We start from the raw sequence: 25,177 nt of genomic DNA on the forward strand, positions 1-25,177 counted from the left end.
CCTAGTTCCCCTTCCTTTTATCGATCAGTTCGGCACCCTTGTCTACGGAGAGAACTCCCTCCTTGACCTCCCTCAGCAATTCCAGAAGGGATTCATCATCATCGCTTTGATCTTCCATAGATGCAAACTGGTCCTGTTTTCTTTGTTCGAGAAAATCCACAAACATGGCAATCGTATAGTAGGAAAACAAATGCGCAACACTTATCTCGCTATCCACTTGTTTGACAATTTGCGCATGCATTTTAAGCAACAGCAGGGAATTCCCTCCCAGTTGGAAAAAGCTGTCGTGTACCCCCACTTTTTCAATTCCCAAAATTTCTTTCCAGATGGTAACCAGCTGTTCTTCCATCTCGTTTCGTGGGGCTACATATTCAGCATCGGACGCCTGTTGCTCATCCACTTCTGGCAGTAGTTTGCGATTGATCTTGCCCCCTGCTGTCAAAGGCATTTTTTCAATGCTGACAAAAAAGGATGGGATCATGTGATCGGGAAGCCGTTCGCTGAGATAACCACGCAAGTCACTTGCGGTCAATTCCTGAGCATTTGATACGTAGTACGCGCACAATCGAGCCTTCTCTTCTTGAAATAACACCGCACACTCTTTAACTAGCGGATGGGACAACAGAACCTCATCAATCTCGCCCAGCTCAATTCGATGCCCGCGTACTTTTACCTGATGATCGATGCGACCGCAGAACTTGATATTGCCATTCGGCAGATAGCGCCCAAGGTCGCCTGTCCGATAAAGCTTTTGATAACCAATTTCAGGATAAGGGTTGTCAACAAAGCTGGCTGCCGTTTTCTCAGGATTGTGCAAGTAACCGTGCCCTAAGCACAAGCCAGTTATATAAATCTCCCCTTGATGTCCCGCAGGAACAAGTTTGCGATTTGAATCCAGCAGCAAAATTTTCGTATTGGCTATCGGCTTTCCAATCGGTATCGGTCCCTCATGGGTATGGTCGATCTCAAAGTAGATGACCCCAATAGACGTCTCCGTCGGACCGTACAGATTCGTGATACGAACGTGGGAAAACCGCTGAAGAAACAAATGAACAGTGTGAGCCGTGATTTCCTCTCCGCCCAAGATCATGTGGCGAATCGAAGAAAGTGAATCATGTATGTCCATCCGTGTTTCCATTTGATCCACCAGCAGGTTAAATACCGACGGAACAAAGTCCGTAATTGTAATCTGATAGGTAGAAATGGCTTGCAACACTTGATCGAGCGTCATCTCGAATTCAGGTATCGGCAGTACCGTACGGCCACCATGCAAGAGCGGCCAGAATAGTTGCCAAACCGAACTGTCGTAGTGATGGGGAGTCGTCTGGAAAATGGCGTCCTGTTCCGTGCAACCGTAATGTTCATCCATCCAACGAAACCGATTGAAAATACCGATATGAGGTACGACTGCTCCTTTTGGTTTGCCAGTGGAACCAGATGTATAGATCACATAGATCGGATCGTCCACATTTACCTGGACATTTAAGTCCCCTTCTTCCCGGATATCGTCCGCATCGACGATTACAGCACGTGTCCATTGCACGAATGACGGTTCCTGGCGTATTTCTGGCCCAATCAGCGTCACCGGACAATCCAATTCATCCAAAAGCTGCTTTTTCCGTTCACTCGGACTTTGCACGTCTAGCGGGACAAATGCCGCACCTGTTTTCATCACAGCTAGCAAGGAAATGACCAAATTCAAGCTACGATTCATCAAGACCGGAACATAGCTTCCTCTTCCAATGCCACTCTCCTTCAGCATGCGTGCAAGGCAATTGGCTTTGCCATTAAGTTGAGCGTAGGTAATGGTTTTGTTGCCAAACACTGCTGCTGTTAGATGAGGCGTCCGCTCTGCCTGTTCCTCGATCAGTTGATGGATCGGTTTGGGAGCAGAATGAGGAACGTCCGTTTGATTGCGGGTGTACAACAGATCTGTCCGCTCTTCTTCTGTCAACATATCGATTGTGTGCACCAACCGTTTGGGATCGACGACCACTTCGCGAAGAATTTGTTGATAATGGCTGATCATCCGTTCGATGACAGCCTGTTGGAACTGCTCGCCCGCATACTGTACGCGTCCGGTAATTCCATCTTCTGTTTGCTTGAATGCAAATACCACTTGCAGAGACAAACCTTCTAAAGCAGCAATATCTTGCATGTTTTCCAGTACGAAGGCTGTATCCAGCAGTGTCTTCAGGTCCGTGTCGGATAGATCAAGCCATTGCATCATTTGCGAAAACGGATAGTTCTGATGCTCCATTGCCTCTTTGACCAGCTGCTTACCCTCTTTCGCCACTTCTGCAAAAGTAGCTTCTTGATGCATCCGTACACGCAACGGCAGCACCCGATTCCAAGCATTAGGGGGAAGCGGATTCTGAAAGACGGGCGTGAGAATGATCATGTCGTCTGTCTGCTTATACCGATTCAGCATGATTTGATACGTCGACAGAAGGAACAGGAAGAGCTTCATCGGATGAAGATCGCAATGGGCCGCAATGGCAGCGTTCAAATCATCTGGAAGGACAAAAGATATTTCTTTTGTCTCCTTCTCCCCATCGCCTTCCTTCTCCGTCCCTTCGGTTGGAAGGAGGGAGAGCGTCCACTCCCCCTGTAACTTCTCTTGCCAGTACTGCTCCTCCCGGCTAAATTTCCGACTGGTTAGCAGAATGTTTTGCGAAATAGTAGTCTCCATATGCCCTCCCCCTCTTACTCACCGCTTGCTCTAAAATTCAAAATCCCAATCGACGCCCTGTGCTTGAATAAGGGCTACCTCACGGGTCAATTCAAAATCTTGCAGGAGGCGCTCAGGATCTTCCATCACCTGCTGCAACAAGCTTTTGAAGTCACTCACAAACTGCTCCATCGTCTCTCTTCGGAACAGGTCACTGCGGTAATCCAGCTTACATGCAAGTCTGTCGAAAACAGGATAAGCCGACAGATGAAGGTCAAGTTTAGCCGTGTTGTTTTGCAGTGGATAGTTTTTGACGAGCATGTCTTCCAGCTCCAGTTCCCCTTCCGGATTGTCCATGTTTTGAAGGACGAAAATCGTATCAAAAAGGGGCTGACGACCTGTATTCGGCTCAAGCCCAAGAGTCTGAACGAACAGATCAATCGGGTAATCCGCTTGTTCAAAAGAGGCTAGCGTATGCTCGCGGACCTCTGCAAGAAACTCGCGATAGGTTTTCTCGCCTTTTGGATAATTGCGCAAGGGAATCGTGTTGATAAACATCCCAATCACTTCATCAAACTCTGCAAATTTACGGCCAGCTACTGGAGTTCCGACAACGATATCCTCTTGACCGCTGTATTTTGCAAGCAACATGTTGTAAACCGACAACAGCACCATGTAAAGTGTCGCTTGCTCCTGTGTTGCCAGGTCCTGCAACCGCTGCCGTTCCTCTGCCGATATATCGAACTCGATCGTCGAACCAGGATACGTAAGAGATTCTGGCCTTTCGTAATCAGTCGGAATCGATAGAAGAGGAGCCGGACTGCTAAACAACTCTGCCCAATGGTCAGCTTGAAGCTCCCCTGAATCAAGTGCAGATTCCTGCCATACAGCAAACTCTTTTTGCTGAACTTCCAATGCAGGAAGTGTCACGCCTGCATAGAGACGAACAAAGTCCTCTACAAGAATATCCATGGATACACCGTCTGAAACGATATGGTGCATATCGAATAACAAGAGATGCTTTTCCGGTGCAATCCTGATTAGTCCTGCACGCAACAAGGGCGCTTGACGCAAGTCGAATGGCCGTACAAACGTTGCCAGACTGGCCTCCAGCTGCTCTGCACTTGATTCGCTCACTTCCAAATGGAAGACCAGCGAATCATGTACAATTTGAACCACTTGCCCATCAATATAATCGAACGAGGTACGAAGAGATTCATGGCGGTCAATCAATCCTTGAAAAGCATGCTCTACCTTCTCACGGCTCAAAGCTCCCTCGATGAAACGGGCAGCCGTAATGTGAAGACTTGTGTCAGTCGGATTCACCTGCTGAAGAATAAAAAATTTGCTCTGAGCAGGCGTAACAGGATAGTACGATCTGGCTTCGACTGGGAAACGTTTTTTCAGAATCGTCTTGTCTGCTCCATCAATCACCTTGCCAAGCTCCTGAATCGTTGGGTGATTAAACATGGTTCGCAGTGGAAGCTGTACGCCAAACTGTTGTGCAATCTGCGCAGCTACTGCATTGATTTTTAACGAGTGCCCCCCCAGAGCAAAAAAATTGTCCCGAGCGCTGATTGTGTTTGGATCAAGCTGCAACACATGCGCCCAGATGTGGGTGAGAGCTTTTTCCGTCTCGGTTGTAGCTGACACAAAAATAGATGTGTCGACCCGATCCTGTATGCCAGGCTTCGGTAAAGCCCCTCTGTCCACTTTTCCATTAGGGGTAAGCGGCAAAACGTTTTGTTTTACATAGTGCATCGGCACCATGTATTCCGGAAGCACAGTAAACAGATAATCACGCACATCTCGTGCGGAAAATTCCTCTAAGGGAACGACATAGGCACATAAGTACTTTGCACCCGTTTCCTCTGAAAGCGCCAAGACCACTGCGTCCTTAACCGCTGGATGTCTGCGCATCACCTGTTCAATCTCACTCAATTCGATTCGATAGCCTCGAATCTTGACTTGATTGTCCATTCTCCCGAAGTACTCAATATATCCGTCCTCCGTGATACGGCCTACATCACCCGTTCGGTAGAGGACTTGGTAGTCAGTATCTTCTACCCAGCTGGCATACGGATTTGCTACAAACACTTTTTGCGTCCGTTCCTCATCTTTGTAGTAGCCGTATCCAACCCCCGGACCGGCCACACATATTTCTCCTTTTACGCCTCGCGGGCAGATACACTGATTTTGATCGAGTATGTAAATATGGGTGTTCTGGATCGGTATGCCGATGGGCACCACAATCTGCTGATCGCTGGGCATTTCCCGAATAATGTGGTGGGTAATATCATCAGATGCTTCCGTTGGCCCGTACATATTCACCAATGGTATTTCTGTATAGCAGGCAAACCAGCGTTGAACCAGAGGAGCTGGCAACTCCTCTCCTGTTACTGCCATCCACCGCAGATCAGGGAAGCTGCGATCGGAGTCGGGCCATTCTTGAACCAGATCGAGCAGCACGGAGAGCAGGGACGGTACCACTTCCGCTACGGTGACGCGGTTGGATCGCAGAACGTTATGAAGGACCTGTGTATCCATTACCGTCTCTGTATCGACCACCAGCACGGAGCCACCCACCAGCAAGACAGCCAGATATTGCCAAACAGAAATGTCGAAGCAAAGAGAAGCCGTTTGTGCAACAAGATCATCCTCGCAGAGGGATAGGTCGTTGATTTTAGCGAAAATGTGGTTAATCATTCCACGATGGTGCACCATTACGCCTTTCGGCTGTCCAGTCGTGCCCGATGTGAAAATGATGTAAGCCAAGTCTGTTCCCGCACTCTCCCGACCGATGTCTTCTCCCGACAGCAACTCTACTGATTGGTCGGATTGACCAAAGACATAGAGATACTTCAGTTCAGGTGAGGATGCCTGAATCGACTCCAATCCATCTAGCAAGTCAGGCTGAGTGATTAACCCTGCGATCTCGCTCTTCTGCACGATGTACAGGATCCGATGCTGCGGATAGTCTGGATCAATCGGTACGTATGCTCCTCCCGCCTTGAACACTGCAAGAATCGCAACAAGCGTATCCGCGTTACGCTTCATATAAATACCGATTTTCGTGCCAGGTCGTAATCCTTGCTGGATAAAATGGCGCGCAAGTCGGTTGGCCCGCTCGTTTAATTCCTGATAGGTGAAAGTTGATTTTCCGTCTGTCACCGCTTTGCGATGAGGCGTCTTTTTTACCTGCTCCTCAAAAAGGCGAGCAAAGCTCTGATCGCGCGGAAAAGCAACCCGGTTGTCGTTGAATGAAAGAACTAACTCCCGAACCTCCTCCGTAGATAAGCACGCTATCTCACCGATCTTCTGATTTGGTTGGGTTACGATAACCTGGTAGATACGGACCAAATGTTCCATCATCCGTTCCATCATGGGGAGTTGGTATCTTTGCCCCGCGAAACGCACAAGTAATTCGAGCGAGTCCCCCTTTTTAGAAAAGAGGAGCTGCAACTCGCTCGATACATGTTCCAGACTGTCCTGATCATGAAGGACGTCCAACAAGCAAGTGGCCTCAAAGAACGGTGTGCTATTCCCCTGCTGCGGTACTTGCAGTTCCTCGATCAACCGCAAGATTGGGTAGTTCTGATGTTCCACAGCGGCCTTTAAGGTCTGACGAACCTCTTGCAGCAGCTCTTTGATGCTCCATTCCGGGAGTACCTGATGGCGCAAAGGCAGTACTTTGTTCAAAAACTCACCCGGCTCTGTTTGACGAAAGATAGCCGTTCCAACGCATATGTCCTGATGTCCCGTGTATTTGGACAACAAGATGCCAAATCCACTCAGCAAAGCCATGAACAAACGTTGATCCGAGCCATTGCTCAAATGAATCAGCGCCTTGCTGAGTTCGTCCGGGAACCTGATGGTCAGCTCACGAAGCTCAGACTGACGCTGAAACGAGGCCCGAGAGTCTGTTGGAAGGTCGAGTGAATGAAACTCTCGAGAGAGGTTCTCCATCCAATAGTCTTTTTCGCGATCAAACTGCCCACTGGCCAGCAAGATGTTTTGTGCCGTTATCGTTGTCAAGCCAATCCCTCTTTTCTGTCCGTCATGTATTTCTTAAAAAGCAAAGTCATCGTCGTCCACTTGTCCCTGTGCTACTTGTACTATTCCATGACCGATCTGAAGTTGTCCGATGGTTCGGTTCGGGTGGGCTACCATTTGCTCCAGAAGAATGACAAAGTCTTGAGCCATCTTCTCGATTGTTCTCCTGTGATACAGGTTCGTATTATATTGCCAGTGCATGCCTATGTGATCCTCAGCCTTAACCACTTCCAAAGCCAGATCGAGCATGGCAGCTTTGCGTCTGAACTCGTACGGAGCAAACTCGATTTGATCGAGAGTGACCTTTTGCTGCTCCGCTGCATGATGCAGGGTCAGCATGGCGTCAAACAACGGGTTCCTTGCTGGATCACGAGGGAATTGAATCTGGCTTACGAGTTGATCGAACGGGTAGTCTCCATGCTCAAAACCGCTAAGCACGTTTTGGCGTACCTGCCCGATATACTCCTGGACGGTCAATTCTTTCTTCGGCCAGTTTCGCAAGGCCAAGGTGTTAACAAACATTCCCACAACAGGGGCAAACTCCGCTCGTTGTCTTCCATCCATGTCGCAGCCGACGACGATGTCCTCCTGATTGCTGTATTTGGATAACAAAACAGAATAGGCGGCCAACAGAAGCATGTACAGGGTCGTAGTACTCTGACGGGTGAACGAGTCGAGTTTTTCCAGCCATTCTCCAGACAGCTCGGTCAGCAACTCGTCTCCATCAAATGTCATGGTTTTTGGGCGAGGATAATCGGTCGGGATTGCCAACGGTTGCGGCTGCTGGGAAAATGCTTCCAACCAGTAGGCTTCATGCTCTGCCCAGCCGATCTCGGCAGCTTGTTCTCTTTGCCACGCAGCGAACTCCTTGGCCTGTACCGTCAATTCCGGCAAAACCTGTCCTTGGTAAAGGTTACAAAACTCCTCAAGCAAGATGGACTTGGAAATGCCATCGGAAATAATATGGTGCATGTCGAAAATCAACAGATGCTCTTCTGATGAGAGCTCAATTAAGCCAATACGAAGCAAAGGAGCTTGCTTTAAATCGAACGGCCGGAAAAACCGTTCGATTGTCTTTTCCACAGCTTCCTCGTCTGTTTTCCATGTCTCGATCGGTACAGACAGGTCACTGTGTACTTTTTGTTTTACCTGACCTTCCATCAGATGAAACGATGTGCGCAGCGCCTCATGTCGTGCGACGAGTTGATCCGCAACGTCTTGAAGACGCTCTGAATCAAGGGAACCGGTGATTCGCATAACTCCCGGTGTATGATAGCTGGTAGCAGCTTCTTCCAACTGCCACAACAGGTAAAGCCGCTCTTGCGCACGCGTGACCGGGTAATATTCCTGATCAGAGAGCAAAGCGATCGGTTTTTGCTCCATCTCTTGAAGGCTGCCCGTGATCCGATCCGCCAAACCGCGAATCGTAGGAGCATCAAACAGGTCGCGAATGGAAAGCTTCACTTGAAAGTCACTTTCAATCCTCGATAAAAGCTGAATGGCCTTCAGCGAGTGTCCTCCCTGTCCAACAAAGTGATCGAGTACACCAGGCGTTGGAATCTGTAAAACATCCGCCCACAGCTCAGCCAGCTTTTCTTCGATTGGATTTGCCGGTGGCACATATTCACTATTAACGCTTGGCTTTACGGCCGGCAAAGCTTTGCGATCGATTTTTCCATGCGGGGTAAGCGGCATCTCGGACAGCTTCATAAAGTAACTCGGGATCATATATCCAGGGAGCCACTCCAGCAGATGCGCACGAAGCCCATCTGGCTGAACGCCGTCCTTTTGCACGACATAGTAGCAAGCCAGTTCGGTCAAGCCCATCTGATCAGTGATAGCCAATACAGCTACCTGATTCACAGCAGGATGCTGAAGGACGGCACGCTCAACTTCTTTCAGTTCCACACGATAGCCCCGCACTTGAACCTGATCGTCCATTCGCCCCAGATATTCAAATACTCCGGTTTCGCTGAGTAATCCAACATCTCCAGTGCGGTAAAGGCGCTCGCCGGTAATGGGATGATACGTAAAAGCTTTCTCGGTCAACTCAGGCTTGCCCAAATATCCGTCGGTGATGCCAATTCCTCCGATACAAATCTCGCCCTTAACATCAGGGGGACAAATTTCCCCCGTCTGGCCAAGGATGAACATATGCGTATTGGCAATGGGCACACCAATAGGGATTCTGAGTGTTTCTTCAGCAGGCTGTTCTGTGCAAAGATAGACGGAAGCGTATATCGCTGATTCTGTCATCCCGTAAATATTGGCAATTCGGGCGACACGGAACAGACGATTCCATTCGCGAACTAGATTAGCTGTCAGTGCTTCTCCTCCATTAAATACCCACTTCAAATTGGGCAACGGATCTTCTTCATTACGAGAACGCACATGAGCCAGAAACACATTCATCATCGCTGGAACGAACTGGGTGACTGTAATGCGTTGCTCTCGCAGCCAGTCATACAACGCTCCCGGATCTTTGCCGTCTTCCTCTTTCAAAATAGACAGCTTTGATCCAACCATCAGCGGCCAAAACAATTCCCACACCGAGTCCGTAAAAGAAATCGAGGTTTTTTGGGCAACCACGTCTGTCTCGCTTAGTGGAAAAGTCTCCTCTAGCCAAAACAACGTATTCAATACCTGTTTGTGCGTAATCATGACGCCCTTCGGTGCACCGGTCGAACCAGATGTGTAGATGACATACGCAACATCATCCTCTGAACCTGCCGGGGCTATCGCTTCATCCTTTTGGCGGCGAATGTCGGACGCTGTATAGACCTTGTATCCTTCGTGATGGAAGGAAGTATCGTCCAAACAAATGATCGTTTCGATGCTGTCAGGGAGATCCGGTATGATCTCATCCAGATAGATGGATTCTGTTACAAGCACCTTGCAGCGACTATCCTGCAAAAGATACCGAATTCTAGCTCGGGGATAATGCGGATCAACCGGGACGTATCCCCCACCTGCTTGGAGGATTGCAAGAACTGCCGCTACCATACGGGAGCTCCTGTCTGCGAGAATTCCTACGAGTTGCGAAGGAACTACACCCGCATCTTTCAAGATACGGGCTAGCTGGTTTGCTTCCGCGTGCAGTTCTGCGTATGTTCTTTCTCGATCCGCCTCTACCACAGCGACTCTATCAGGCGTTTTTTCCGCTTGCTGGGCGAACAGTTCAGCGATTGTCACTTTGTTGCGATACGGTTTGTTTGTCTGATTGACCCGGCTTAACAAGTTCGCTTCATCATCAGTGAGCAGGTTAAACTCATTCAGATCCAGATCGAGCTCCATACGTCCATTCATTGCGACTCTTCCCCTTTTTAGGTGGTGGTGAAAAATTCCCGCAAGCGGTTAATTCCCTCGTTATACTTCGCGGCAGAGTATGAGAGGCGCAGTGTGTTCGGGATGCCAAAGTCAGAACCCGGTACGGTCGCCACATGTGTCGCCTCGAAAATTTGCGTAGCCAACTCAAGCGAGGTGCTGATGCCTTTTCTTTTCATAAAGGCTTCGCAATCAATCGTAAAGTAGAAGCTGCCTCTCGCTGGCAGAGCACGCACATCCGGTACATTTTGGAAAGCATCTATCGTGTAGTCCCGACGACCTTTGTACAGTTGAACCAAATGATCAACCTCATGCTGGTAATCAAGCGCAGTCATTGCTCCGAACTGTACGACTGGGTCAGCTGTGAGCAGTGTGTGGTGCTGAATGACCGTCAGTGGCTGCACCAGCTCATCTGGTACGATCGCATATCCGACACGTCTGCTATACATCCGATACGCTTTGGAAAACGCATCCGTTGTGATGAAGGTAGACTTAGTATTTTTCAACTGCATAACGGATTCGCACTCGTCATCGAAGTAGGTATTCGCATAAATTTCGTCATTGATAATAGCCGCACGGCCGTCTACGATGCTGTCGATCGTATACAATTCCTCTTTTGTAAGAATATTTCCCAACGGGTTGCCAGGCGTGTTGATCACGACAACTTTCGTCTTGTCTGTGAAATTCTCTTTAAATGACTCCACATCAAGTCTCAACGTATCCAGATCAATTTTGTAATAACGAACTTTCGCACCCACTAAGAGCGCGCAGAAATGGTAAAGCGAGTAATACGGAAGTGGCAGCAGCACTTCATCGCCTTCTTTAAGCAGGAGGTAGAACAGGTTGCGGAAGAGTGTGCTCGTACCGACACTAATCACGAAATTCTCTGGTTTGATTGACACATCGTATTTTGTTTTATAGTGGGTCGCGAGCTTATCTTTTAGCTCCGGCAGACCACCTGGATAAACGAGCGAATATTTTTCAAAGCTGTTCAATGCCTGTTGCATGGAATTGATAATTTCGGGATGCAGCGGCATTTCTGACTTCCCAAGAGTCATACGGATCGCTTCTCCACCGTTTCTCTCAAGCTCATTTGCCATCTGGTCCAGTACAAACATCAAAAAGCGCTCGTCGTGAAAATTAATTGAGGATCTGATTTCCATATTCTCCTACCCCTTTTACTTTATTTTGGATTTTTCTGCTAACATTTTTAGGATTTTCACATAGCGATCCGAAAGCGATTCAACATATGCCGCCTGAAGCATGGATGGATCATAGGTAAAAACGACATGGATACCTTCCGAAGTTTCCGCTACCTGAAGAACTAGCGGACTTCCGGCCATTTCTGGCTCGACAGATCGTTTCACTTCACGTTTCCAAACAGCTGACTGAGCTTTGAACGGTATCGTCTGGTTGACAAAAAGTGTTGGCCATCCCATGTGCGTCATCGCTTGCCAGTGCTCTGACGGATACAATGCGAGTGTTTGCATTCGGGCACGTACTTGCTTCGTTTGCTCCAGTAATTGTGAGAACGAACTGATCGTCTGCATATCGATGGTGAGCGGAACAATATTGTCAAAGTTGCCTAGCATTTGTTCCAGCACATCTTGCGTACGATTCGTCGCCACTACCCCAAGCGTCAAGCTAGGCAATTGGGTGACCTGTCTAAGCAACAACAGATAAGAGGCAAGCAAGATATCTCCCAGCTCCTGATTGGAATGAGCAGCTACATGCAGTAAATCGGCGTGACCGGTCGGGTCAATGTACTGCTCGACTTGTCGTTTCGCTACCCCACCCGTACCAAATGGTTGAGCATAATGTAGATTCGCTGCTGTCTCCCACTCGTGACGCTGGGCCTCGAGATGTCCGTAATAAAGCATTTTTTTCTGCCAAACTGCGAATGCTTCGTAGCGAGGCTGTTCTTCCACAGCTGGTGCATGCCCTTCTGCAATCGCCTGATATAGAGCCTCCCATTCCTCCAGGAGAAGTCCGAGACCTCGCCAATCACTCAAGGAGCTATGAAGACTTCCAATCAACCGATAGCGATCAGCAGCCAGCTTTACCAGTTCAAATCGAGCCAAACTTCCTGCTCTGTCCACAAACGGCCTCTTCTGCTCGGCAGTCAATCGATCTCGCAACCATACCGTTGCCTCTGCCTCGCTTTTCTCCTGTAAATCATAAAGTGCAAGCGGAATCGGTTCGGATAAGCCTTGTGGCGACAGCAGAGGAAATCGTCGTACGAGAGCCTGCCATGCTTGCTGCATATACGACAGTTCGATTCTGCTCCGGAGCTCGATGTCAAAACATCTGATAGCCACAATCCCATTTTCTTGTTCCTGCTTCAGCAAACGTTCCTGAACGAAGGAATAGATGGGCGTTGTTTCCGAATGAAACTCGCCTAGAATCGGCTTAGATCTTTGGGCGGCTGATTTTCCGTCGGTTAAAAGTAGGTAGGGGGCATCTGTCAGTTGCAGATTACGTCCTGTTCTGTCTGCAAAAGAAACAGGGATGCCGCACGCTATCAAAGTGTCGATTCGTTCGGTCAGATTCGCTACCCGATCCTCGATTTGGTAAACACCACAACCACTTTTCATGAGCTCCCGTTGTTCTTGCGAGTGCTCCATTCGAGGCTCAACTAACTGGATGCTGCTTTCTTCCGCTTTGCCTAGTGTGATGATACTGGCTTGCGTTTGCCGATCCAGATATTTCTCGTGAACACGGTAGCCCAGGAAGGTAAAGAACGACGTTGCCTGATCAGCATCTGGTGTAAGCAACCGGATAGCAGATCGCTGATCACTGCTTTGCCATTCGTCATGCTTCATATCCTCGCTCTCTACAAGTTCAATCAAGCCTACCGATTCCACAAAGAGAAAGGCAACGAGTCTATCATTGAAAAGTACTGCTGGCTTAGGAGCGCTGACCAAATCATATCGGAAGCCAGAATCAACTAACCTTTTCAAGAATTGAGTAATATTGGAAATAGAATAACATAAATGGTACGGACCCGTCCCCTTCTCTTCCAACAAACGAACGCAAGGTGACGTTTCATCCACAGGTGCAATCAGCTCGATTGGCACACAGCCCGGTTTCATGCACATCGAAAGATAGACATTTTGTTCGGGATCATGAAGGGAATCGCTCGCATCAAATCCGAGAGTGCCATACATGATTTGAGCCGGGCCCAATTCTGGAACTGCAACTCCGACATGGTGAAGGCGGTTCATTACGCCCTCTTTTTCTGTTTGGTGATGTACGATGTCGACATCATCCAATCGCTGTTTTGGATGCTTCAGAAGCGCTGCGAGTACACGCAAATAGTTGTCAGCAAAGCCTACCATTGTCTCCGCTTTAAACAACTGGGTATCGTATTCAAGCACGCACCTGAATTGATCAGCGAGTGGTGTAATATCTAGCTTAAAGTCGAGCTTCGACGTCTTCGATTCATGCGGAACCTCTTCAAATTGCACGTCGCCAAGGGTAAACCTGACTTCTTGCTCACGCTGGTTATGGAAGATCAGCATCGTATCAAACAGTGGATTTTGCGTTTGCTGGATGCCTGCGGCGCTACGAGCAACGATTTCTTCAAACGGATAATCCTGATGTTCGTAGGCAAGTAACAGACTGCGCTGAACCTCTTGTACAAAATCGGTATACACTAGCTCGGCACGAGGACGATTTCGAATCGGAAGGAAGTTGATAAAGACACCGACGATTCGCTCCAAATCGGGATGGTTTCGTCCAGCTACCAGTGAACCGACAACGAAATCCTCCTGAGACGTGTATTTCATCAACAACACGTAATAAGCCGACATCAGAACAGCATGGACAGTCACTTCGTTCTGCTTGGCAAATGCATGCAAATCACCGTACGTTGAATCATTAATGAAGAACGTATGGTGATCCCCCTGAAATGTCTTAACAGAAGGACGCGGGTAATCCAGTGGAAAAGACATGAGCGGGACTCGGTCACTAAAAGTGTCCACCCAGTATTTTTCCTGCTGATTCCACTGCTCACTACCCCGCTTCTGCCACTGCCAGTCGGCGTAGTCCTTGTATTGAATAGGCAGTGCAGGCAGCTCTTCACCCATATACAGCCTGGCAAAGTCCTCCATTAACACATTCAGTGAAATGCCATCCAAAATAATATGATGAGAGTTGAAGAGCAGATAATGCTGAGTAGCTGTGACCTCGACTAAGTAAACCTGAAGGAGAGGTGCTTTCGTCAAATCAAAGGATTGCCGGAAGTCTTCCATCAGTTCGTCCAATGTCCTGCCGTCGCTATGAATGGTTTGGATCTCAAATGGCACTTTGTCGCTGATGTACTGGTACACTTCTCCATCCTGTACCGCAAACGAAGTACGGAATGCTTCATGCCTTTGGATGATTTCCTTAAATACACGTTTCACTCGACTTACATCCAGATGACCGTTCACCGCGATTACACCCGACATGTTGTAGCTGGTGCTTTCGCCTTCGATCCCATGCATCACGAAAATTCGTTTCTGTGAGGAAGAAGCCCTGTATCTCTCGGCTTGACCGACCCGATCAATCGGCGCGTAGGATATCGGCTGTCTACCCCTGATGCGGTCCGCTAATTGTCGAATGGTCGGATTCTGGAATACATCCTTGATCGTAATGTCTGTTTTTCTTTCTTTTTGCAATCTGGTCACGAGTTGAGCAGCCTTCAGCGAGTGGCCTCCTAGCGAGAAAAAATGATCGTGCACGCTTATTTTTTCGATTGCCAAAAGCTCTCGCCATATTTGTGCCAATTGCTGCTCAAGTTCATCTGCCGGGGCCTCTTCCTTGCCCTTGCGATACTGTTTGTAATCCAGACGTTGCAAGGCAGTCTTGTCTACTTTTCCACTCTGTGTCCGAGGCAAGGCATCAAGATGGACGAAAAAGGCTGGTAGCATATAGTCAGGCAGATAAGTCAGCACTGCTTCACGCAGAACGTGTTCCTCAATGGGATGCATCGCAACCAAGCATGCAACCAGATAAGGATCGCGCTTTGACTCCTGAATGGCCACTACCGCTGCTTCCCGAACACCAGGCTGACGGCGCAGGACAGCTTCAATTTCCTCCAATTCAACACGGTTGCCGCGAATCTTGATCTGAAAATCCTTGCGCCCAAAATATTGCAGATGTCCTTCATCCGTCCAGCAAGCCAAGTCTCCTGTACGATAAAGTCTGCCATACGGGGTCAGTATATAGGACGCTCTGGTCTTTTCCTCATCAGCGATGTAACCTTCCGTTACGCCCATCCCGCCTACGTACATTTCCCCTATTACCCCTTTGGGCAACAGATGAAAATCTTGGTCGAGAAGAAAGACACGAACGTTGTAACTCGGATGTCCAATCGGAAGCGGGTTTTCAAAAGGCCCTTGTTGCGGTACACAATACCCTGATGCCGAAATACTATTTTCCGTTGGGCCATACAAGTTGTACATCTGAGCTTGAGGGAGCAAGGCTGCATGTCGTTCCACCAATGAAGAAGACAGCATCTCTCCTGTACACAACACTTTTTGAATCGAATCCAGCGAGCCATCAGCCGCGTGGTCAAGCAAAGCGTGATACATCGTAGGGACGACGAGTATCACGTTTGCTTGTTGGCTCTCGATGGCAGCCGCGAGCTTTTGCGGGGACTTGTTTTCGTGTCGTTGCAACAAGCAAAGGGTACCACCGCTGATCAGCGTGCAGAAAATCTCGACAACGGATGCGTCAAAAGTTAACGTGGCGATCTGCAACGTTCTCGTCTGCTCTTTGAACCCGACAAATTCAATGTGCCACCAAAGTGCGTTGATTAATTGATCATGCTTTACACGCACACCCTTTGGCGTACCTGTCGAACCAGAAGTAAAGATGGCATACGCCGTACTCGAAGGTGCCGCTTTTCGCTGTGGTGTTTGCGTTAATTCCTGTGCCCAGCATGCTTGTTCATCCAGACGAAACACCCTTGTTTGCAAGTCAGCGACGAGCTCCAGATAGCTGCCCTCAGTCACAATCAGAATAGGCTGAATCTGGCTTACAATCTGTTCGATTCGTGCTTTCGGCAAGTCTGGATCAAGCGGGACATAGTAACACCCAGCTTTGAGGATAGCCAGCAGTGCAATAATCATTTCAGGGGAACGATCACACATGATAACTATCGGTTTACCTGCATCTGTCACCTCCTTTTGCAGAGCCCAAGACAGGCGATTGGCTTGTTCTTGCAACTCCTTGTAGGTCACAGTCTGCTTTCCTTGTACAAGCGCAACTGCATCCGGTGTTTTTTCTGCCGCTTGATCAATCAACTCGTGCACACAGTAGTTACTCGGAACTGGCACGACCTTCATCTGTTCCTCAATCATCTCGTGCCGCTCATGATCACTGAGCAGGGTAAGATCACGAATCTCTTGATCCGGATCAGCCGCAATCTGCTCGAGAAGGCTCTGATAGTGAAGCGCTAGGCGTTCGATATCCTTCGCTTGAAACTTCCATGCCTGGTAGTTGACATGGACTGTCCATTCATCACCTGGAGTTACTTCTAGCACCATTGGATAATCCGTTGTTTCATGTGAAGTGATATTCTCCAGCTCGAAGTCAAGTTGCAATCCGGCCAGTGTCTTGTCGATTGGATAGTTTTGGAAAACGAACAAACTGTGCGCCAAAGGGGTTTGTGCGTCCATCTCAGAGCAGTTTTTCATCTCAACCGATGGCACGTACAAATGCGGAGCCATCTGGTGCTGTTCTTCCATCATGACACTCAGCAGATCTTTGACTGTTGTCGTTTCAGTCCGTTTGACCCGCAGTGGGTACGTCTTGATGAAGAGGCCGACAATTTCCTCTACTCCAGTGAGATGGGCAGGCCGTCCGGCGTATGCCACTTCAAATAGAGCATCCCGCGTATCGCCATATTTTTGCAGTAAAATACCCCAAGCGGCTTGCAACAGTGTACTGATTGTCACTCGGTTACGCCTGGATGTTTCCTCCAATGTCTCCGTAAGCGTTCGACTGAGCCGAAGATGATAGGAAGAATACCGCCGCTCTTCGTTACGATCCCGCATATATGGAAGCGGCGTAGGAGAGCTAATTCCTTGTAAGGAATCTTTCCAATGCGATAACGATTGTTCTATCGATGCTTCTTTGAGAAAACGCAGATATTCCTTGTATTTCGCCTTCTGTTTGATCGCAGGGGTCAGCCCCGAACATAATTGTCCATATGCTGTAAATATCTCTCTTAGGAGGATGCCGGAGCTCCATCCGTCCATGAGAATGTGATGAAATGACCATATGACTTCATAGCGATACAGCTCCATCCTTACTACTTGAATGCGAATGGTGTTGCCCAACTCAATCGTGAAAGGTGTTTGCTTGTCCTGTGACAACAAGGCAGACAGTTTTCTTTCACGCGTTCCAGATGGTAACTCGCTCCAATCGAAATAAGGAATCTCCAATGTCTTTTGCTTGAGAATGAGCTGGACAGGGGCTTGAAGCCCCTCCCAGCGAAAAACCGTACGAAGCATTTCATTGGCCTCAAATGCCATCAAAACAGCCTGCGTAAACAACTCCAGCTGAAACTTGCCACGAAGGGTTAGCCGATGCTGTTCGAAATACAGATTGGAATCCTTTTGGAGTCGGTAGTAAAACAGCATGCCCTCCTGCGTTGGACTTAACGGCAAAATGTCAGCTACATTGTTTTTGTCGATCTTGTTCATCACAATTTTCTCTCCTGACTCCCTTACCGAACCGCTTCACTCGGCAGGTTTTCCACGATCTCCCCATCTGCATTCACGTACGGCAAGCCATTGTGTTCGAATACATGGTCGAGGCAGTACATCTCTCCCTGTTTGTAGTCCAAAATCATCAGGTCTTCTGAACGAGTTGGGATTAATTCCTTCAACCGCTCTGGAAGATAGTCTGGTCCGACTGCTTGATGCCATTTCAAAACAATTTTTTCAGGACGCTCGGCTGTCGGATAAAAGCCACAAATCTCTAATTTTCCAAAGTCGTGTGAAGTAAGCAGTACCCCTTTTTTCTCCAAGCCACCCAGATTGCGCTTGGACTCGGCCACATTCCGGAACGCCTCGTCCAACGGAATGGCATACTGCTCGACTCCCCTGACTGGCATAAACACCGTCAAATAATACGAAATGATTCGATTATCCAGGAACTTGCGCTGCAAGTCGATCAACGTCTCGACAGAATCGTTAACACCACGAATGATGGCAGGCTGCCCGCGAATCTGTACACCGACGGATAGCAGCGCTTGCGTTGCTTGGATCGAAACGTCACTTATTTCTCCAGGATGGTTGAACTGGGAAATCACACTTACCTGCTTGCCGGGCGTCTGTCTTACTTGGTCAAAAAACGCGAGCAGCTCTCCATCAAGAAAACGAGCAGGATCATAGGCCAAAGCCTTGGTTGCAAAACGAACGAGTCGAATACTCTTCACACTCAATAGCGTGCTGATCAGCTTGATTAAGTCAGAGGTTTTACGGAAGGAAGCTGGATCTCCACCGGTAAAAAGGACATTATCGATGTACGGATGTGCCTCCAAATACTGCACAGCCCTTTCTGCTTTTTCCATAATATTGGTATATCCAATATCCTCATGGCGAATTTCATTCACTTTATAGCAGAACTGGCAGTTGGCAATACAAAAGTCGTCGATGTGAAGTAACAATGTCTTTTTGTACTTGTGTTGCAGGAAAGCTGTTTCATCCTGACGGTACGACTTGTTTCCATATGGATCAAAGCGGCCTTTATAGGGTTTCTCTCCTGGTGGCGGAAGCACGATATTGATCATCTGGGTACGATAAGGCTCTGATTGACTCGCAATCAACTCGGCATAATAGCGAGTCACCTTGAATGGCATATAAGACTGCTCCAGCAATGCACCGCGTTCTTCCTTTTCAGCTTCTGTAAAGCCGACAATTGTTGCGAACTCCTCAAATCCTTTTTTTCCCATTAACACCTTGACACTCAATGTAATCCCTCCCGTCATTTATGAAACACTCGTCATCTTTGTTTTCTCGGAAAACTCGGTCAAGCATGAGATTGAATTGTTAACCAAACAGCAAATCCAGCTCTTTTTGCGTCAATTCCACATCTTCAAAATCCGATGGAGTAAATTCAGGGTCCTCCTGACAGCAGCAATGATCAATGAGCTGCTCCAATTCATTGAAAAACAACGCAAGTAACTTCTCGATAGTCTCCTCGCGATACTTTCGCAAGCTGAACGTAACAGAAACCTGAAGTTCTCCTTGACGAATGAGAGCCGCCACGTCAAGTAGTGCTGTCAAATGATTACCCACCCCGGCATCAACCGCCAAGTTTCCTCCCATTAGTACCAGATCATCACTCAGTTGATTATCAACGGACCCTAGATAATTGAATCGAACATGGGACTTTTCCTCGGCCGCGAGTAGCTGAGGCTTTAGCCAGCCAAACCCAAGCCCCCCCATCGGAATCTGACGTAATTTCTCCTTTACTGCTTTTAGGTGATCAGTCCGATTCGATGGATTCGTTTCGAACAGAACAGGATACATACTGGTAAACCATCCTACTGTTCTAGTTACGTTCATCGTATGGATAGAAGACTCACGCCCATGCGACTCCATTACCAGCAAGAGACGCTTCCTATCAAACACATCAGACAATGTCCAGGTAAGTGCTGCAACCAATAGGTCTTGGGGACCCGTGTTGAACATTCGGTTGGCCGATGTCAACAGTCGCGACGTCATCTCGGCTGAAAGTGTGCGTGTAGATGTAGCGCTGTACTCTACCAAGTCTTCGCCAAAATCGTAGTCAGTCGGAAGTTTGTCTTCCGGGATGGAAAACATGTCCCAATAAGCTTTTTCTTTGCTTGCCTGATCTGACTGGTAAAAGGCGGAGACTTCCTTGATCCACGCTTGCATCGAATGTGTTTTATCCGGCAAGGCAATTGGCTCATTGCGTTTCAGACTAGCCAAGGCGCTCATCAAATCTTCCAGGAGAATCCGCCAAGAGACACCGTCCACAACAAGATGATGGGCCGTCAGAAACAATCGCTGAGGTCGATCGGGACCAAACTCAAAGAGACAACCGGTAAACAGCAAAGATTCTTCCAACTTGAAGCTAACAGCGCAAGCTCTCATCGCCTCAAGCATTCTGCTCTCCTGTTCCTCTTGCGGTACAGCAGAGAGGTCGATGTAAGATACTAACACTCGATTCGTCAGGTGGCGCTCATTGTAAAAGAGCTTCCCCTCTTTTGCCGAGTAATTGAGTCGCAAACAATCGTGATGGTTAACCAGTGCAGACAGACTTGCTTCAAACTCCTCCAGCGTTACTTTTTCCTTGCTTTCAAGGAGCAAAGACTGGTTCCAATGATCAGCATTGCGGAACTGTTGTGACAAAAACCAAGAAACGATGGGAGATGACGGCAGCTCGCCAGTACACGGCTCTTGTGAGATCTGTTCCACTCCCCAGCTCCAGTCACTTCTCGCTTTTAATTCTGCAATCGTGTCATAAATCAAGATGTCTCTTACCGGAATCTTGAGTCCTCGCTGATGCAATCGATAGGAAACCTGAATCGCCTTGATCGAATCCCCCCCTAGTTGGGAAAACGGGTCATGTAGACCAAATGGTGAACGACCAAGCACATCCTCATACACTTCAACCAATAGCTTGTCAAACTCGTCACGAGGACTGGTTTCATCCTCCGCACCTTTTCGCTCCATGATAGGTTCCGGAAGCTGTTTTCGATCTACCTTGCCATTTGAGGTCAGCGGAAACTGCTCAAGCTGCACGATTTGCGAAGGGATCATGTATGCGGGCAATCGACCTGCCAGTTCTTCGCGGAGCTCTTTTTCCCGGAAAGATGTTTCCGTGATCAAATAAGCACAAAGATATTTACGCCCCCACGTATCCAAGCGATCAATCACCACTGCCTCACGCACAGAAGAATGACCAAGGAGCTGCTGTTCAATTTCACCCAATTCAATGCGGTAACCATGAATTTTCACCTGATAGTCAGCCCGCCCCAAATACTCCATGACTCCATTGGGCCGATAGCGAACCAGATCGCCCGTCTTGTACATCACTTTACCTGGCTGAAATGGATCGGGTAGAAAACGCTCTTGCGTCAATTCCTCGCGGTTAAGATACCCCCGTGCCACACTATCTCCCGAGATGAATAGCTCTCCTGTCGATCCGATTGGGATTGGTTTCCCATATGAATCCAAAACGTAGAGCTGCACGTTACTGATCGGATGTCCAATCGGCACAGAACCTTCGACATCGATCTCTGGATCGTATTGATAGATCATGCACCCGACTACTGTCTCGGTAGGGCCATACTCATTGAGGATTTCGATTTGTCCGTTCCATTTGGCATGAATCGCCTCAGCCAGACTCACCTTCAAGTCCTCGCCGCCCACTATGACTCTCTTCACCGTGGTAGCAGGAAGCGCGATTTCCTGTAGCAAAAACAGATGGGCAGGTGTCAGCTTTACAACATGGGATCGTCCGTCGCTAAAGATGCGCGATAAGACAAACTCTGAATCGGAGTGCGGATAGATAACCATCCGATTTCCTTTTACCAACGGGCAGAAAATGGACGTAACTGTCAAATCAAATGCCAGTGAGGAATAGAAAGCAAACGCTTCTTCAGGACAAGAGAGATAGCGGTCTTTCGCCCACGAAATATAGTTGACGAGCCCCCGATGAGTAACCATGACTCCCTTCGGATTTCCTGTAGAGCCTGAAGTATAAATGACATAGGCTAAATCATCTGGCTGATTGACCGATTCCAGGATTGCGCCATCATTTAGATACAGGGACGAGTCACCAAGCTCCAGGATTTCTCTGGACCACGAAATATCCTCTGTCCGCGAAGTGTGACGAAGCAACAAGTCCGCTTTAGAATCAGACAGCAGATATTCAATGCGCTGAGAAGGGAGTTGAGGATCAATCGGAAGGTAAGCCCCGCCCGCTTTTAGGACGGCCAACAGCCCGATGATCATCTCTGGCGAATGATCTGCCAACAACGCCACAATTACGTCAGGGCCAACTCCTCGGTTTCGCAACGATTGAGCGAGTCGATTCACTTGATCATGCAGTTCCTGAAATGTCAGCGTACGCCCCTCTGACTCCAATGCCACCCCGTGTGGCGACCGTATTACTTGCTCTTCAAACAACTGGACAACTGTCTTCTCCCTAGGATAGGAAGCCGCTGTATCGTTCCACGTATGGAGTTGTAGTGCCAGCTCTTCGTCAGCTAGGAAGTTCAGATTGGAGAGCGGAACTTTTGGATTCGAAATCATCTGATTGAGCAGCCTTATGAGATGATCCGCTATTCGGTCAATATCCTCTCCCGTGTACTCGGCTATCTTATAGTCCAATTCCAGCGTCAATCGTTCATCTGTTGCCCATTCTCTGATAATCACTTGGAGCGAATACAATTGGTGACCGTTGTAAAACTCCTCATTGGTCACGGAGTACCCGCCGAGGGTGAAGGGCAGCTGCGTGCTGTAATAATTCACACAAATCTGAAACAGGCTGTCATAGCCATGTTTCTTCAGCTCTAACTCTTGAGCCAGCAAATCGTACGGATATTTCTGATGAAAAAAACAGGAGGTGAGTTCCCTGTTGACATATTTAACATAATCGAAGGCATCCATTTCCATCGGAACTGCCAGACGAAATGGCATAGTGCTGGTGAACATCCCGAATATTTTGCGCTCCACTTTTCCTGAACGGTTTAAAAGCGGAGTACCGATCACAATTTCTTCTTGCCTCGTACAGCGCTGAAGGTAAAGACTGACGAGAGCCACAAACAAGGAATTTAGCGAGCATTTCATCTGGTCTGCAAACTGGCGTATTCTTATCGAATCTTCCCGGTTAAATGCATAAACTTTGCGCTTGCCTTCGGTAGTATCTGTTGCCTTTTGTAATGTCGTAATCACAGGCAAGCTCTGAAACTTGTCCCGCCAGTACCGCTTGTCCTTTTCAAATCTCTCAGACAGAGAATAGGCATGCTCCCTTTCGACAAAAGCTTGATAAGGGTGTTCATCTCCAACATGAACGGTACCGCCAGCCAGCAACGTGTCATAATAGTGAGCAATTTGCTCTGTCATGATTGAGATGGACCAACCATCAGCAATCAAATGGTGCAGCTTTACAAAATACCCTGCTTCTTCCTCACTCAGTTGAATCAGACAAAAGTAGAACAGAGGCTCTTGTCCGATCGAAAATGGCTTTGCAAACAAAGCTTGCAGGAATTGTCTGCACCGATCAGGGGCATTCGGTTCCTGGCTGAAATCAAACACCTGCAATGGCTGCGGTTCATACTCTCCAACAAACTGAAGGACTGTCTCTTCCTCTCGATAGTTGAGTCGCAAAGCATCGTTCTTTTGAATGAACAGGTGAATGGCCGCTTCCAATACATCCAGTTTTACCTTTCCTTGAATCCGCACCACCCCACCTAACGTATGGATAGGAAGCTGTGGATGCAATTTTTCCGTATACCAGATACGCTTTTGTGGATGACTTAAAGGGTATCCGACCTTCGATTGCTTCTTATCCTGGCGCAATGCATATCCCCCCTTTCGGAATTGTGCAGATGTAATCACAACTCGTGCATGGTAAAAAATATTCTTGATGACAAATACTTCCATCACCAACTATATAGATGTATCTTCTATAGTGTCAAATGAATTTTCCATAAAATGTTATTTATGAAAATTTAATGAATTCTATTTCTCCCCCCTTTCTCGAGCGTTGCTTAGAACAGAAAAAAATTTATGAACTCTATTGATTTTGGCTGTCTTTTCACGTAGGATGAATGTAATATATTGGTAAAAACAAGCACCCGGAAGGATGAATGTGATTAGATGTCTGTGACACTTCGTGAAGTAACTTTGGAAAACTGGGAAGAGTGTATTGAACTGGAGCCTACTCCCGAACAGAGCGAGTTTGTTGCCCCGAACCTCTACTCCATCGCTGAATCAAAGTTTCAAACTACATTTGTTCCTTTGGCCATATACCATGATGACACAATGGTTGGCTTTGTCATGTATGGGCTTGACCCTGACGATGGCAACTACTGGATTTACAGACTCTTAATTGATGCGAAGTACCAACGACTAGGCTACGGACGTGCTGCGATTGCGCAAGTTATTGATATCCTGAAAGCAAAGGAAGATTGTCAAAAAATTGTCATTGGTTATGCCCCGGCAAACGTCGCAGCTGAAAACCTTTACGCTTCACTCGGATTCCAAAAAAATGGTATGGTTCTGTTTGGCGAGACGATTGCCGAATTGAACTTTTAAGCGAATTTTCGTTACCCAAAAATGAAACAGCGGCGACCTAAGACATGAATATCAAGTCTTAGGTCGCCGCTGTTTGAATTATTTTCCCGTAAATTAAAAAAGCACACCTCCCATGTATCTGTAAACAACATGGTTAGTGTGCATTCGTTTTTGATATGGTGCCGGTGAAGGGACTTGAACCCCCACGGTTTCCCTCACGATTTTGAGTCGCGCGCGTCTGCCATTCCGCCACACCGGCAAGTAAAACTATGAATACAATAGCACATCATCGATATAAAATCAATGGTGGGGAGAGACGGATTCGAACCGCCGAACCCGGAGGGAGCAGATTTACAGTCTGCCGTGTTTAGCCACTTCACTATCTCCCCACAATATGTGCTGTCGATCTTCTGTGTCTACTATCTTCAAGCAGAAGCGACATTTATTAATCTATCATGAACTTCGTTTGACGTCAATATATTCATTTAGATTGACTCTCTTTTTTTGCCAAGATCTCCTGTGCCCACTCGTGAAAAACGCGCAGGGCTTCGTCTACTTCTTGATAGGTTGCTTCTCCCTCACAGGAGTATTCTGGGAAGTCTAATATGCGGTTTTTGCGAATCTTCACTTGCCCTTCTTCGCATTTTATTTCCAAGAAGTAGGGAACAGCTTCATCTATCCCATAACTGTTTTCTAAAAACTCGTAGGTACGTACCCACTCCAAAATTCGAACTTCCGATGCTTTTAAGCGAAGCACCTGCTCCAAAGACATGATCGTTTCATTCCCGTAGTAATACATGTTATTCAGCCCTTCTGCATGAAAATGGACGGAGCCGTGACTCCGCCCTGTTATTGATGTGAT

General features: G+C 47.9%; 9 protein-coding genes and 2 tRNA genes. 1 reads left to right on the top strand and 10 read right to left on the bottom strand.

Annotated elements, in window-relative coordinates:
- Window position 1: 1 nt before the first annotated feature.
- The 7 genes from edeJ to edeP form a co-directional block, all read right to left on the bottom strand.
- Window positions 2-2,692: an edeine non-ribosomal peptide synthetase EdeJ gene (gene edeJ / locus C7R94_RS09985; RefSeq protein ID WP_106780562.1), complete on the bottom strand. Its 2,691-nt coding sequence runs from the start codon at window positions 2,690-2,692 to the stop codon at window positions 2-4.
- Between the two features lie 30 nt (window positions 2,693-2,722).
- Complete coding sequence (edeK, locus tag C7R94_RS09990; RefSeq protein ID WP_106780564.1) at window positions 2,723-6,706, bottom strand: edeine non-ribosomal peptide synthetase EdeK; 3,984 nt, start codon at window positions 6,704-6,706, stop codon at window positions 2,723-2,725.
- Between the two features lie 33 nt (window positions 6,707-6,739).
- Window positions 6,740-10,030, bottom strand: a complete 3,291-nt coding sequence (gene edeL, locus C7R94_RS09995) for an edeine non-ribosomal peptide synthetase EdeL (protein WP_106780566.1) — start codon at window positions 10,028-10,030, stop codon at window positions 6,740-6,742.
- Between the two features lie 17 nt (window positions 10,031-10,047).
- Window positions 10,048-11,211, bottom strand: coding sequence for a pyridoxal phosphate-dependent aminotransferase (locus C7R94_RS10000; RefSeq protein ID WP_106780568.1), 1,164 nt, complete (start codon window positions 11,209-11,211; stop codon window positions 10,048-10,050).
- A gap of 15 nt (window positions 11,212-11,226) precedes the next feature.
- Window positions 11,227-17,742 carry an edeine non-ribosomal peptide synthetase EdeN gene (gene edeN / locus C7R94_RS10005; RefSeq protein WP_106780571.1) on the bottom strand — a complete coding sequence of 2,172 codons (6,516 nt, stop codon included), beginning with the start codon at window positions 17,740-17,742 and terminating at the stop codon, window positions 11,227-11,229.
- Between the two features lie 23 nt (window positions 17,743-17,765).
- Window positions 17,766-19,013 (bottom strand): lysine 2,3-aminomutase, encoded by a 1,248-nt coding sequence (locus tag C7R94_RS10010; protein ID WP_106780573.1) that lies wholly within the window; start codon window positions 19,011-19,013, stop codon window positions 17,766-17,768.
- Window positions 19,014-19,092: 79 nt separating this feature from the next.
- The gene (gene edeP / locus C7R94_RS10015; RefSeq protein WP_106781270.1) at window positions 19,093-23,598 is read right to left on the bottom strand and encodes an edeine non-ribosomal peptide synthetase EdeP; all 4,506 of its coding nucleotides are present in this window, start codon (window positions 23,596-23,598) and stop codon (window positions 19,093-19,095) included.
- A 300-nt stretch (window positions 23,599-23,898) separates the two neighbouring features.
- On the opposite strand from edeP, the gene edeQ reads away from it, so the two are divergent.
- The gene (edeQ, locus tag C7R94_RS10020; RefSeq protein ID WP_106780576.1) at window positions 23,899-24,336 is read left to right on the top strand and encodes an edeine self-resistance N-acetyltransferase EdeQ; all 438 of its coding nucleotides are present in this window, start codon (window positions 23,899-23,901) and stop codon (window positions 24,334-24,336) included.
- 156 nt (window positions 24,337-24,492) lie between these two features.
- On the opposite strand, the gene C7R94_RS10025 is transcribed toward edeQ, so the two are convergent.
- The 3 genes from C7R94_RS10025 to C7R94_RS10035 form a co-directional block, all read right to left on the bottom strand.
- A tRNA-Leu gene (locus C7R94_RS10025) sits at window positions 24,493-24,574 on the bottom strand.
- 45 nt (window positions 24,575-24,619) lie between these two features.
- Window positions 24,620-24,704 (bottom strand) — tRNA-Tyr (locus C7R94_RS10030).
- A gap of 92 nt (window positions 24,705-24,796) precedes the next feature.
- Window positions 24,797-25,114, bottom strand: a complete 318-nt coding sequence (locus C7R94_RS10035) for a hypothetical protein (RefSeq protein WP_106780579.1) — start codon at window positions 25,112-25,114, stop codon at window positions 24,797-24,799.
- Window positions 25,115-25,177 lie beyond the last annotated feature (63 nt).

Source organism: Brevibacillus sp. NRRL NRS-603 (assembly GCF_003013445.1).
Lineage (GTDB): Bacteria > Bacillota > Bacilli > Brevibacillales > Brevibacillaceae > Brevibacillus > Brevibacillus formosus.